Annotated in this window: 10 protein-coding genes; 1 reads left to right on the forward strand and 9 read right to left on the reverse strand. The window is 72.9% G+C overall.

The genetic code is table 11. The features are described 5' to 3' along the window. Positions 1-489: 489 nt before the first annotated feature. From sppA to O0S08_RS15515, 6 genes are all read right to left on the reverse strand, one after another. Positions 490-3108 (reverse strand): signal peptide peptidase SppA, encoded by a 2619-nt coding sequence (sppA, locus tag O0S08_RS15490; protein WP_269039918.1) that lies wholly within the window; start codon positions 3106-3108, stop codon positions 490-492. After that, complete coding sequence (locus O0S08_RS15495) at positions 3105-3530, reverse strand: co-chaperone GroES (protein ID WP_269039919.1); 426 nt, start codon at positions 3528-3530, stop codon at positions 3105-3107. The genes sppA and O0S08_RS15495 overlap by 4 nt, the downstream gene beginning before the upstream one ends. Before the next feature lie 68 nt (positions 3531-3598). Continuing rightward, entirely contained in the window at positions 3599-5950 is a 2352-nt protein-coding gene (locus tag O0S08_RS15500; protein ID WP_269039920.1) for a hypothetical protein, read from the reverse strand. Between the two features lie 4 nt (positions 5951-5954). Continuing rightward, the gene (locus O0S08_RS15505) at positions 5955-6761 is read right to left on the reverse strand and encodes a DUF4159 domain-containing protein (protein WP_269039921.1); all 807 of its coding nucleotides are present in this window, start codon (positions 6759-6761) and stop codon (positions 5955-5957) included. A gap of 44 nt (positions 6762-6805) precedes the next feature. Further along, positions 6806-7486 (reverse strand): CAP domain-containing protein, encoded by a 681-nt coding sequence (locus O0S08_RS15510; RefSeq protein ID WP_269039922.1) that lies wholly within the window; start codon positions 7484-7486, stop codon positions 6806-6808. Positions 7487-7600: 114 nt separating this feature from the next. Continuing rightward, the gene (locus tag O0S08_RS15515) at positions 7601-8212 is read right to left on the reverse strand and encodes a CAP domain-containing protein (RefSeq protein ID WP_269039923.1); all 612 of its coding nucleotides are present in this window, start codon (positions 8210-8212) and stop codon (positions 7601-7603) included. Positions 8213-8606: 394 nt separating this feature from the next. Between O0S08_RS15515 and O0S08_RS15520 the strand changes: the two genes are divergently transcribed. Continuing rightward, positions 8607-9152: an RNA 2'-phosphotransferase gene (locus O0S08_RS15520; protein ID WP_269039924.1), complete on the forward strand. Its 546-nt coding sequence runs from the start codon at positions 8607-8609 to the stop codon at positions 9150-9152. A gap of 284 nt (positions 9153-9436) precedes the next feature. Here the strand turns inward: O0S08_RS15520 and O0S08_RS15525 are convergent, their stop codons facing one another. From O0S08_RS15525 to O0S08_RS15535, 3 genes are all read right to left on the reverse strand, one after another. After that, positions 9437-9826: a hypothetical protein gene (locus tag O0S08_RS15525; RefSeq protein ID WP_269039925.1), complete on the reverse strand. Its 390-nt coding sequence runs from the start codon at positions 9824-9826 to the stop codon at positions 9437-9439. 45 nt (positions 9827-9871) lie between these two features. Next, positions 9872-10903 carry a 3-oxoacyl-ACP synthase III family protein gene (locus tag O0S08_RS15530; protein ID WP_269039926.1) on the reverse strand — a complete coding sequence of 344 codons (1032 nt, stop codon included), beginning with the start codon at positions 10901-10903 and terminating at the stop codon, positions 9872-9874. Between the two features lie 195 nt (positions 10904-11098). After that, complete coding sequence (locus O0S08_RS15535) at positions 11099-12610, reverse strand: hypothetical protein (protein WP_269039927.1); 1512 nt, start codon at positions 12608-12610, stop codon at positions 11099-11101. Positions 12611-12767: the final 157 nt, after the last annotated feature.

Raw genomic sequence — 12767 nt, forward strand, 5'->3', positions numbered from 1 at the left:
CCCGGAGGCGGTTCGCCGAGGACCGCGCGCGGGCGGCGAGGGCGGCGCGGCTGCGATCCTCGCGCGGATGAAAGGTGAGCCGGCGCGGCTTCCTCCCCGTGGGTGCGCGGCGCGAGCTCGAGGGCTCCGCGCCGGCGCAGGTGGTCGCGGTGGCGTTCGCCGGCGATCGAGCGCGCGGGCCCGCGGGGCTGCAGGAGGCGCGAGGGATCGCGGCAGGCGAGGAAGACCTGGCCGACGGCGGCGAGGCAGGCGGCGCGCTGCGGCCCGGACAGGCCGGCGGGGAGCTCGTCGGCGAGTGTCGCGGGGTTGCAGGCGAGAGAGAAAAAGAGGCCGGCGAGGCGCTCCTCGCCGTGAGTCAGGTCGTCGGGCGCGACGACGCGGCCGTCGCGGCGCATGCCTGTGAAGGTGCACGTCGAACAGGAGGCCGCCGACGCCGAACTCCAGGTCGTGGAAGTCAGCGGCGGGGGTGACGTCGCGGGGCATCGAACGTCACTCGATCGTGTGCACGACCGGCATGAGGGCGCTCGGTTGATCTTGCGGGAGGAACAGCAGGCCCAGCGGGAGGCGGGCGAGCGCGGTGGTGAGGACGAGCGGGAGCGGGGGCTCGGCGTCGCGGCGGGCCTGGATCCGCCCGCGCAGGCCCTTGTCGCCGCGGTCGGGACCGAGCAGGTCGAGGACGAGGTCGACGAGGCTCTTGCGCGCGGGCAGGACGCGCAGCTGGAGGTCGCGGCGGTCGCCGACGCCGCTGCGCTTGCGCACGAGGGCGACGGCCTCGCGCAGGCCGCCGAAGGCGTCGACGAGGCCGAGCTCCTTGGCGTCGGTGCCGGAGTACACGTGGCCGCGGCCGAGCTCGTTCACCTGCTCGACGGTCTTGCCGCGCGCGTCGCCGACGCGCTTGAGGAAGAGGTCGTAGACGCGGCGGATCGAGGCGTCCATGCGGGCGCGCTCGTCGGCGCTGAAGGGGCGGTAGAAGCCGGTGATGTCGGCGTTCTTGCCGCGCTTGAAGGTGTGGGTGGCGACGCCGAGCTTGGCCAAGAGGCCGCTGACGTCGAAGTGCAGGCTGACGACGCCGATCGAGCCGGTGAGGGTGGTGGGCTGGGCGAACACGTGGTCGGTGCCGGCGGCGACGTAGTAACCACCGCTGGCGGCGACGTCGCCCATCGACACGACGATCGGCGGGCTCTTGCGCGGGTTCTTCTGCCAGGCCTCGTGCGTGCGCGAGACCTCGCGCCAGATCAGGTCGGAGGCGAGGGCGCTGCCGCCGGGGCTGTTGACGCGCAGGACGACGCCCTGACACGCGGGGTCGTTCCGCACGGCCCGCAGCTGGGCGACGATGGTGTCGGCGCCGGTGAACTGGGTGCCGAGCAGGGGGATCGTGCGGCTCTCGCCGTCGATGATAGTGCCCTCGACGAGCACGACGGCGACGTAAGGGGCGCTCGACCAGGTCCTCGGGTCAGGGGCGGTGTCGTCGAACTGGGCGAACTTGACGCGCGCGCCGACGGCGGTCCCGATCTTCTCGACGACCTGGTCGCGGTAGACGACTGCGTCGACGAGGCCGAGCTCCTCGGCCCGCGCCGGCCCGTAAGGGGCGTCGTCGACGAGGTCGCGGACCTGGGCGAGGCTGAGGCGGCGGGCCTGGGCGATGTCGTGGACGATCTGGGCGAAGGTGTCGTCGAGGATCGCCTCGCGCTGCTCGCGATCCTTGTCGGACGGACCTGTCCGCGAGAACATCTCGTGCGCGGACTTGTACTCGTCGATGTGGAGGGCCTCGACCTGGACGCCGAGCTTGTCGAGGAGGCCGCGCAGGTAGAAGCTGGTCGACTTCAGGCCGAAGGTGGCGAGCTCGCCGGCGGGGTTGAGGAAGACCTGCTCGGCGGCGCTGGCGAGGTAGTAGTCCTTGAGCTTGGTGTCCTCGAGGTAGGCGAAGACGTGGCCGCCGGCGTCGCGGATCCGCACGAGCGCGCTGCGGACCTCCTGCAGGCTGGCCCAGCCGAGGCCGGTGCTGCGCGCGTCGACGAGGAGGATGGTGCGCTTGCCGGCTTTCTCGGCCCGCTCGAGCCGCTGCAAGAGGCCGAGGAGCTGGCGCTCGCCCTTGATCGCGGAGAGGTCGACGCGCTCGACGTCGACGAGCCGCGGCCAGAACACCCGACCCTGGCGGGCGGTCGAGAAGCGGGCGGCGAGGCCGTAGCCGTCGAGGCCCTCGCCGAGGCCGGCGTGCACGCCGCCGCTGGCCTTGACGAAGTCCCAGGCGACCGCGAGCTGGACCGAACCGCGCACTGCCTTGTCGGCGCGCACGAAGTTGTAGGTCGAAGGATCGAGGGCGTGGACGCGGACCTGCTCGACCTCGGCGGCCAGCTCGAGGCCCTTCCAGCGCACGGCGATCCGGCCGCGCGGCATGGCGCCGAGGTTGTCCCACTGGCTGACCCGAAGGCCAGGTGCGTCGGCGCGGAAGCGGCCGCGCACGCCGCCCGCGAGCTCGAGGGTGCGGTTGCCGAGCGGCCGCACGGCGAGCTCGCCGATCAGCGAGAGCTCGCTGGCGAGGTCGCCGTAGGCCTGAAGATCGGCCGGGCCGAAGCGGGCGACTGCGCCGACCGAGGCGTAGTTGCGGAGCCGGAACAGGAGGCCGACGTCGAGGTCGGGGGCGCGCAAGAGGCCGCCGGCGCGCAGCCAGTGGACGCCGAGGCCGAACGCGGCGACCTTGCCGTCGCCGCCGGAGAGGGCCCACGAGATCTTGGTGACGTCGGGGTTGCGCGCGGCGAACGGATCCGGGAAGCCGCCGCCGAAGCCCGGCCGCAGCGCCTGCACGCCGATGCCGGTGGCGAGGCCGAAGCCGAGGTTGAAGCTCATGAAGCCGCCGAGGCCGCCGCCGCGGGTGAACGGGCTGACCGCGCGGTAGCCCATGACCACGAGGTCGAGGCCCCGCACCGCCGAGAGCAGCGCAGGGTTGAGCTCGACGCTGCTGGCGTCGCCCTCGCCCGAGTAGTCCTTGATCGGCCGATCGACGCCGTCGGAGGCGGCGCGGTCGAGGGCGCGCGGCTCCTGGGCGCGAGCTGTCCCGAAGGACAGGATGAGACCGAGGCTGCCGACGAGGGCGGCGCGGCGCTTCACTGCAGGTGATCCTCGGAGATGATGTCGACGATGGCGAGGACGTGGCGCACGCCGAGGATCCGCAGGCTGTCGTCCCACGGGACGGTGATGCCCTGATCCTTGGCGAACAGGACCTGGGCGCCGACGGGGATCCCGCTGACGTTCTCGCCGAGGTCGGCCTTGGGCTCGTCGTCGTCGTCGTCGTCGCCGTCGACCACGAAGCCGGGCTTGGGCATGGTCCGCGCGACCTCGACGACCTCGGCGAGCAGGGCCTCGCTGTGGCTGTCCTTCGCGCCGGCCGGGAGGAACAGCCCGGATTCGCTGCGATCGGGGCTCTTGATCACGCGCACGAGGACGCGCGGGCCGAGCGGTTGGATGTGCCGCGAGACCCGGCCCGGCGGGGCGCGGTCGTCGTCGGCGGGCGGCTTGCTGCGAGAGGGCATCGGCCCGGGACTTTAGCCGAGACGGCCGCGACAGTGCACGGGCCGCTGCCGGCGGCGCGCGTGCGCGTTCAGGCGAGGCCGATCCGGCGGCGCACGAGGACCTCGCCGCCGAGGCAGACCACGAGCAAGACCATGGCGATGCCGCCGCTCCACACCGGAATGTCGCGCCGGCTGTCGACGCGCTCGCGATCCTGGCGATCGGGGGCGAGCGGCGGCGAGGCGGGCAAGTCACCGCCGGCTGCGCGCAAGAAGCGGCCGCCGGTGGCCTCGGCGAGCCGCTGGAGCCGCTCGTCGCCGGGGCCGCTGGCGAGGCGGGTGAGCTCGCGGCCGGCCGCCTGGACGAGGAAGACGCGGCGCGCCTGCTGCGGGGCGGCGGCCGCTTCGTCGCCGCCGGCGCGCTGGGCCACGGCCTCGTAGGCGCCGACCGAGAGGCCGCCGCCGAGGGTCTCGCTGGCCCGCCCGAGGGCGTCGGTGGTCCATGTCCCCTGGGACAGGATGGTGACGGGGGCGTTGGGGTCGGCGCCGGGGTCGTCGGCGGCCCGCCCGAGTGGTTGCACGCGCCAGGCGACCTCGACGCCGGCCTCGGGGGCGTACGAGGGCGAGAGGGCGGCGGCCCGCAGCGTGATCGGGGCGCCCAGGAGGTAGGTGGGCCGGTCGGTCTCGAGCGTGAGGCGGTCGGCGGCGCTGTCGCGGAGCAGCCAGCGGATCGCGCCGAGCCACAGGAGATCGTAAGGACGGGCGCCGTCGACGATCGGGAGGTCGGCGTGGAAGCCGAGCCGCCAGCTGGCGCCGGTGCTGAGGACGAGGACGCGGCCGCGGCCGGGCTCGGCGATGGTGAGCAGCGGGCCGCCCGCGGGGTGACGCAGCAGGACGGCGCTGCCGATCTCGGCCTCGTGGCGGGCCAGCTTGGCCGGGTTGTAGCTGTCGAGCGGCGGCAGGGCTGACCAATCGGACAGGCCGCTGTGATCGATCCACGCGGTGATCGGGTGGCGGCGACCGGCGTCGGTGACCCCGGGGCGGAACGGCTCGGTGTCGAGGCCGGTGGGCACGCGCAGGTCGACCGGGACGACCGCCGAGAGCGCGGGCGCCGGGTAGTCGCCGGTGGCGAGGCCCATGTCGCCGCCGATCATCACCAGCGCGCCGCCCTCCTCGACGTAGCGGCCGATGTCGGGCAAGTAGCGGCCGACCTGGTGGTTGAGGGCGTCGAAGTTGTGGAGGATGACGAGGTCGAAGCTGCCGAGCTGCTCCTTGAACAGCTCGTCGGTGGGGAAGGCGATCAGCGACAGCGGGGCGAACGGGTCCTCGCGGTCGGCGTCGTCGGCCCCGCGCAAGATGTAGTAGCTGAGCAGCTCGACGTTGGGGTCGCGGCCGAGGAGGGTGCGGAGGGCCCGGACGTCCCAGTCGGGCCGGCCGGCGACGTGCAGGGCGCGGACCTTGTCGCGCAGGACCTTGACGACGAAGGCGCGGCGGTTGTTGTGCGGGCTGGCCTCGCCCTCGACCGGGCGCACCTCGATCTCGTAGACGAACTGGCCGACGCGGTCGGGCGCGACCTCGAAGCGGACGGTGGTCTCGCCGCCGGCGGGGGCGACGAACGGCTCGGTGGCGACGACCTGGCCGTCGCGGCGCAGGACGACCTCGGTCTTGACGCCCTCGAGGCCGTGGGCCTCGATGTCGGCCGAGAACTCGACGACGTTCTCGACGAAGGCGAACTCGCCGGCGCGCAGCTCGGTGAGCGCGAGGTCGACGAGGTGCGGGGCGCCGGCGGCGACGGTGGTGACGGGGACGCCGAGCTCGCGGGCGGCGAGGACCAGCGGATCGTCGGCGCCGCGGTCGGCGCGGTCGAACAGGCCGTCGGAGACGACGACGACGCCGGCGAGCGGGCGCGGGTCGACGGCGGGGTCGACCGCGGCGAGCTCGGCGAAGGCGCGCGTGAGGTCGGAGGCGGGGTCGCGGGCGGCGAGGTCGAGCGTGGCCTCGGCCTCGCCGGTGAGCCCCTCGCTGCCCTCGCCGAAGCGGCGCACCTGCACGGCCAGGCCGGCCTCCTTCCAGGCGGCGCGCGCGGGCTCGGAGCGGCGCCACAGCTCGCGCACGCGGTCGATCCGTCGCATGGCCTTTTGGCCAGCCGATTCCGAGTCGGCGACGCCCATGCTGGCGCTGTCGTCGACGAGCACGACCAGGCGCGGACCGGCGGCGCTGGTGGTCTCGAAGCTGAGCGAGAGCTCGAGCGCGACCGCCAGCAGGGCCAGGGCGCCGGCGCAGCGCAGGGCGAACAGGCCGGCGCGCAGGCGCGGGCTGACCCCGGGGACAGGTTTGCGGTAGGCCCGCGCGGCCTCGACGATCGCCAGGACGACGGCGGCGAGCACCAGCAGGAGGCCGAAGGGGCCGGGGACGTGGCCCGCGGTGATGCGCCAGCGCTCCATGGTCTCAGCGCCACCGCCGGTTGCGGAGCAGGGTCTCGACGTGGGCGCGGTCGGCCTTGTAATCGGTGCAGGTGGCGTAGAGGAGGATGTTGACGGCGAAGCGGAAGGCCCACTCGCGCTGGTCGGCGCCGCCGGGCACGCACGGCCAGGTGAACAGGCCCGACTCGCCGCGGGCCAGCGCGCCGCCGAGGTCGTTGCGGACCAGCAGGGCCTTGAGCCGGCCCTCCTCGTGGATCCCGAGGACATGGTCGAAGGTGCTGGTGCGACCGAGCGGGGTCTCGACGAGGTAGAACGAGCGGTAGAGGACGTGGTCGGCGGCGACGCGGGTGAGCGCGGCGCCCGGCAAGATCCGGCCGAGCAGGGCGGTGACGTCCTTCTCGAAGCCGAGGTCGGCGCCGCCGTCGGCGGAGTCGAACAGGATCATGCCGCCGAGGTCGAGGAAGCGGCCGAGAGCGGTCTCGGCGGCGGCGCCGAGCGGCGGCAGGCTGCCCTCGCCGGCGACGTAGAGGAACGGGGTGTCGAACAGCCGGCGCGAGTCGGCGGTGACGACGCTGGGCTCGCGCACCGGCTCGAGGCGGGTGCGCAGGCGCAGCTCGACGGCGAGCTCGCGCATCGCCCCGGGGCGTGGGTTCCACTTGCCCGGGTACTGCAGCTGCGGCAGGTCGACGGTGAGGACGGCGGTCGGCTCGCGGAACTCGTCGCCGACCAGCGGGCCGAACAGGCCGGGCTCCTGGGCGCGCAGGGGGCGGGTCGCGGCCGCCGCGCACAACCCGGCGGCGCCGGCGAGCAGGCTGCGACGGGTGGGAGGCATGGGTGGCGAGGATAGCACCGCGGCGGTGCGCGGGTCAGGCCGCTTCACGGGGTGCCGAAGGTCTGGGTCCAGTAGTAGGTGAGGTTGCCGGTGCCCTCGTAGAAGCCGACGCCGGTGTGCTGGTACTGCGGGTTCATGAGGTTGGCGCAGTGGCCGTCGCTGTCGAGCCAGCCCTGGACGGTGGTGGCGGGGTCGTCGGAGCCGGCGGCGATGTTCTCGCCGGCGGCGATCCAGCCGGTGTAACCGGCCTCTTCGATGCGGGCGAACGGATCCTCGCCGTCGGGGTTGATGTGGTCGAAGAAGCCGCGCTCGGCCATGTCCTGCGAGTGCTTGCGCGCGGCGCAGTGGAGCCGCACGTCCATGGTGAGCGCGGGGGCGGGGCCGAAGCTGCCCATGGTCCCGCAATCGGCCCCCTCGGCCCGCGCGGCGTTGATCCGCTCGAGCACCTGCTGCTCGCGCTCGATCCACGGGGCCAGCCACTTCTTGTCGGCGACCGTGTAGCAGTACGGGGTCATCCACGCCGGGTCCTCGGCGGCGCCGCCGGTCGTGTCGTCGCCGGGGCCCTCGGTGGGGTCGGCGGTCGGATCGGTGGTGGGATCCGCGGTGGGATCCGTGGCGCCTTGTTCGGTCGCGGCGCCGCCGTCGTCGCTGCAAGCTGTCCCGAGGAACATGGCTGAACAGACTTGCACGAAGAGACAGGTGAGCTGGACGCCGCGGACCGACATGCCGGCAGGGTAGCAGAGGCGCGCGCAGGACGGCCGGGCAACGGCGCGGCGCGGGTCGCGGAGCGGGCGAGCGCCCGCAGGGGACGCCTCGTCGGCCTCGCGGCCGCCGGGTCGTCAGCGCGGGGCCGCCAGGGAGAGCGTCCAGTAGGCGGCGCGCTGCGGCGCCTCGGCTTCCTTGGCCATGTAGGTGGCCTCGCGGCCGCCGACGCCGACGTCGGTGAGCTCGCGCGCGTAGAGCTGCCAGCAGCTGGTGAGGTTGTCGCGCCAGGCGGTGACGACGTCGGCGGCGTCGTCGAGCTCGTCGACCTCGTCCTCGGTGACGACCGCGACGACCTCGGCGAAGGTGGCGGCGGGGTACTCGAGGCTGCCGAGGCGCGCGCCGAGGCCGAGGCCGTCGGGGTCGACCGAGCTGACGTAGGCGCGCTCGATCATGTCGGCGGTGTGCAGGCGCGCGGCGCAGCGCAGGTTGGGGTGCATCCGCAGGGGCGGCGCGGGCGCGAACTGCAGCTCGCCGCAGCGGCCGCCCTCGGCCCGCAGCTCGTTGATCCGCGCCAGGACCTCGGCCTCGGCCTCGGCCCACGGCTCGGGCCACTCGCCGTCGGCGACCGGGTCGCAGGCGCGGAGATCGGGGACCTCGGGCGGGGACTCCTGCTCGGGCGGCAGCGGAGGGTCGCAGGCGAAGACGAGGAGCGCGCCGACGCACGTCCCGCGGAGCGCGGTGGCCATGGCCCGTGACGATAGCCGAAAACTCCGGCGCCGACGCCGTCAGGCGACCAAAGAGCATCGGGCCGAGCATGGCTCGACCCGATGGGGTGGTGCGGATGGCGGAGGGCTAAGTTAAGAAAAGGGCTAAGTTCGAAGGTAAGCCAGTGGGCAAGCCAAGTAAGCTAAGGCCGGGCGACTCGCAAAGAAGCGGAGGAAGCTGCTCGCCGCCCGTGCCAACCCAGGTTTGCAACGCCGGGGCCGAGCTCGGATGTGCTTGAAATGACATCGATTTGTAGTAGGCGCGGAGACCGGGCGGGAGATCGCGCGACGCCTGTGCCCGGGCGGCGGCCCGATCGCGCGACAGGCCTGTCAGGGGGGTTTGCTGCCGGCGCCGGATCGACGATCGTGACCGTCGATGGACGCGACCACGCGGGTCCGGCTCAGCAAGTTCCTCGCGCTGCACCTGCGCCACGACCCGGCCGGCCTCGGCCTCGAGCTCGAGCCCGGCGGCTGGGTGACGGTCGAGGCGCTGCTCGCCGCCTGCGCCCACAAGCGGCGGCCGATCTCGCGGGCGCAGCTCGAGGAGGTCGTGCAGTCGAGCGACAAGCAGCGCTTCGCGTTCGACGCGACGAAGACGAAGATCCGCGCCAACCAGGGCCACTCGGTGGCGGTCGACCTGCAGCTGGTGCCGACGACGCCGCCGCCGGTCCTGTACCACGGGACCGGTGAGGGGACAGTCGCGGCGATCCTTCGCGAGGGCCTGCTCAAGATGCGTCGCCACCACGTGCACCTGTCGGCCGACGCGGTCACGGCCCACAAGGTCGGCGCCCGCCACGGACGCCCTGCTGTGCTGCGCGTCGACGCGGCGGCGATGGCGGCCGCCGGGTTCGTGTTCTACCGCGCGGAGAACGGGGTCTGGCTCGTCGATCACGTGCCGCCGAGCTACCTCAGCGGGCCGTGACGAGCTCTCTCCGTACAGACGCCGCGAGCTCGGCCACGCCGGTCGAACGACGCCGACCGCGTCGCTCGTCGGCCCGCCCGAGCGCGACACCCGAGCGCGGCGCTCGCTCTGCGGGTCGTCACGCACCGCCGAGCTCGTCCGCCGGACGGGCCGCTTCGGAGGGGCGCGCGGGCCCGGAGAGCGCGCGGCCGGCGAGCGCCGCTCTCGAGGATCCCATCGGACATGCTCGAAAAGAAATGTCCGTCGAGACATGCTCATTCGGGCATGTCCCGGCGGACATTCGATCACTGCGGCATGTAGGCGTGGATCGTGTGCAGCCCGACGCCGCTGGCCGGGGCCGCCGGCGGGACGAAGAAGTGGAACTCGACGCTGCGGGCGACGGGCTCGACGGGGTCGGTCTCGGCGACGATCCGGGCTTCGTCGACGCGGCCCCGGGCGGCTCTCAACATGGCTTTTCGGACAGGCTCCGCGCGCGGGCCGACCAGGCGGAGGCAGAGGTTGGGGTTGCGCTCGAGCTCGGCGAGGGCCTGGACGAACGCGGGCGGCGGGCGGCGCGGCTGGGTCCGCGCCGGCTCGGCGCGGGCCTCGGGTCGTTCCGGCGGCGCCTGCGTCGTCGTCGTCGGGGCACACCCGAGAACGGCGAGGACGAGGAGCAATGCGGCGCGGCGTACCACGCCGTCACCTTGATCGGTTTTTAGCGGGATGGGGTGTGCATGCCCTCACCAGTCGGCGATAGCGGCGCCCCAGGTGAATCCGCTGCCGAACGCGACCATCGCGACCTTCTTACCGCGCACAAGGCGCCCGTCTCGCGCGCTCTCCGCCAACAGCAGCGGGATGGTGGCGGCGGTGGTGTTGCCGTAGCGCTCGATGTTGTGGGGGACTTTCTCTTCGGGGATCTGCAGCTGCTGGGCGATGAACTGGTTGATGCGCAGGTTGGCCTGGTGAAAGAAGAAGAGGTCGATGTCCTGCAGGTCGACGGACAGCGACGAGCAGGCGCGCATCAGCGAGCCGACCATGGCGGCGACGGCGTGCTTGAACACGACCTTGCCGTCCATCTGCGCCCACAACATGTCCGCCGGGACAGTGCCGCTGCGGTCGGGGTTCTTCGGCACGAACGGGCGCTGGCGGATGTCCCAGATCTTCTGGCACAGGACCTCGGCGAAGCGGCCGTCGGCGCCGAGGTAGACGCCCCGCACGCCGCGGTCCTCGTCGGTGGCGGAGACGATGACCGCGCCGGCGCCGTCGCCGAACAGCGACGAGACCGCGCGGCCCTCGGGCGAGAGGTCGAGCGCGGCGGAGTGGGTCTCGGCGCCGACCACGAGGACGTGGCGAGCCATGCCGGCGCGCACGTGGGCGACCGCGGTCGACAGGGCGTAGAGGAAGCCCGAGCACTGGTTGCGGACGTCGAGCGCGGGCACGAACTTGGCGTCGTCGCCCTCGCACAGGCCGAGCTTGCGCTGCAGGTAGACGCCGCTGCCGGGGAAGGCGTGCTCGGGCGAGAGGGTGGCGACGACGATGAGGTCGAGGTCGTGGGCGGCCAAACCGGCCTCCGCCAGGGCGGCGCGGGCGGCCTCGGCGGCCATGTCGGCGGTGCCGACCCCGGCCTCGGCGAAGCGCCGCGTCTCGATGCCTGTGCGCTGGACGATCCACTCGTGCGTGGTGTCGACGCCGAACTCGTGGATCAAGGCGTCGTTGCTGACGACCCGCGGCGGCACGTAGGAACCTGTCCCTGAGATGTAGGCGTTGACCACGGCGGGTCCTCCGGCGGCGCAGTCTAACACGCAGGTCCAACCCGGCCAGGTCGCGTCACGCGGTCGCGTTCGACCGGCGCTGCTCCGCTCTCGCGGGCCGCAGAGGCCGAAGCAACGCGTGTGTGCGCGACGAGCGTGGCGCCGCGTGACCGAAATATGACGGTCACGCGCGCGGCAGCGCCGGGGCGGCCGCGCTCAGTGCCCGCTGCGCGGGCCGCCGATCGTCATGCCGTCGACGCTGTCGAAGCCGTCGGGCAAGAACTTGCTCGGGTCGGGCGGACCGAACTGCTTCACGCCCTTCTCGGTGCACGGGTCGCAGGCGGTCTCGCTGAGGAAGTTCTGCATGACCTCGCCGCGGTGCGGGAGGAACACGAAGCGGACCGCGTCAGACAGCGGGAAGCGGGTGCCGAACGGACCCTCGGCGGTGAACTCCTCGCTGATGTGGACGAACCCGAGGCTCGGCTCCCACGGCAGGCCGTCGCCGAAGTCGAGGTTGTCGCCGAAGTTGTTGTGCTCGTGGCAGCCGGCGCACGACAGCGCGAGCGCGCGGTTCATGATGTTGTCGGCGGTCAGGCCGGGGAGCGTGATCGCGTCCTCGATCTTCTGGCGGAACGAGCCGCCGAGGCCGGACTGCAGGCGGTAGTTGTCGAAGTCGCCCTCGGAGTTGCTGGCGCCGGAGGCGAAGGTGCCGACGTCGGTGGTGAAGAACAGGTTGCTGCCGGCCTTCTCGAGGTTCGGCACCTGGCGCACGAACCACTCCTGGAACGCCTCGGCGCCCTCCCACGGCGAGTCGTCCTGGAAGAGCTCGGGGAACGGGTTGTCCTTCAGCAGCGTCGGCCGGATGCAGGCGAAGTTGCCGCAGTCGTGGACGAACTCGAACTGGCGCAGCTGCCAGGCGTTGGGCCCGTTCATGAACATGTTGGTGCGGATCTGGCCGCCCTTCGGGCCGTAGTTGTCGGCGTGCACGACCGGCCCGGCGCCGGCGGCGTCGACGAAGTAGAAGTCCTCCACGCGGTCACGGATCTCCGTGATGTCGTCGATCTCGCTGAGGTCGGCCCAGAACTGCACGATCGGCCGGCAGCCCTCGATGCCGCAGCTCGGATTCGGGTTGGGCAGCGCGGCCTCGAAGATGATGAGGTTGCGATCGTTGGGGTCGAACAGGCCCGACTGCTTGGCGAACACGATGCGGTACTCGCCGCAGTTGCTGCCGTCGAGCGGGGCGAGGTCGAAGCGGTTGAACACGCCCAGCGGGATGTACGAGTCGAAGTTGTTGGCCGGGTCGCTGAACGGATCGGTGTCGGCGAGCCGACCCTCGGGGCGCGGACAGGCGTGCGGGAAGGCGCCCATCGCCGGGCCGCCGTCGACGAGCTCGTCGTCGCAGTGGAAGGCGTCGGGGTGGACGCCGGGCTTCTCGTTGAAGAAGTCCCACCAGCGCTGGTAGAGCAGCGTCGGCGTGACCGCGGGCGCGGGGCTGGTGTTGATGATCTGCGTCATCACCCGGGTGAAGGTGAAGGGCTCCACCACCGTGAACTCGCTGAGGACGAGCGAGCGCCGCAGGTCGAGCTCGATGTCGTCGCCGCACAGCTGGCCGCCCTCGTCGGGGGCCGCCAGCGCGGCAGGTCCGGGCGACTTCGGCGACGGGTCGGGCTTCGGCTCGAGGCTGGCCGAAGGGTCACATCCCGCCGCGGCGACGGCCGCAGTCAACATCCATAAGTTAAGGTGCAACGTACGAGCGAGCACAGGCACAAGATAGCGGGCGCGCCGCCTGTCCGCCAGCGGGGACGGCGCGCGCCCACGAACGGGGGGGCCGCCGGGCAGGCGAACAGGGGGCCGTACGGGCCCAGGCGGGCCGGGCCGGGCGGCC

This window comes from Nannocystis punicea (assembly GCF_026965555.1).
Classification (GTDB): Bacteria; Myxococcota_A; Polyangia; order Nannocystales; family Nannocystaceae; genus Nannocystis; species Nannocystis punicea.

What these genes read in the sequence shown, in the direction of transcription:
- O0S08_RS15495 (WP_269039919.1), bottom strand. Translation starts at nt 3,530, where the DNA reads ATGCCCTCTCGCAGCAAGCCGCCCGCCGACGACGACCGCGCCCCGCCG.
- O0S08_RS15510 (WP_269039922.1), bottom strand. Translation starts at nt 7,486, where the DNA reads ATGTCGGTCCGCGGCGTCCAGCTCACCTGTCTCTTCGTGCAAGTCTGT.
- O0S08_RS15520 (WP_269039924.1), top strand. Translation starts at nt 8,607, where the DNA reads ATGGACGCGACCACGCGGGTCCGGCTCAGCAAGTTCCTCGCGCTGCAC.
- O0S08_RS15505 (WP_269039921.1), bottom strand. Translation starts at nt 6,761, where the DNA reads ATGCCTCCCACCCGTCGCAGCCTGCTCGCCGGCGCCGCCGGGTTGTGC.
- O0S08_RS15500 (WP_269039920.1), bottom strand. Translation starts at nt 5,950, where the DNA reads ATGGAGCGCTGGCGCATCACCGCGGGCCACGTCCCCGGCCCCTTCGGC.
- O0S08_RS15515 (WP_269039923.1), bottom strand. Translation starts at nt 8,212, where the DNA reads ATGGCCACCGCGCTCCGCGGGACGTGCGTCGGCGCGCTCCTCGTCTTC.
- O0S08_RS15535 (WP_269039927.1), bottom strand. Translation starts at nt 12,610, where the DNA reads ATGTTGACTGCGGCCGTCGCCGCGGCGGGATGTGACCCTTCGGCCAGC.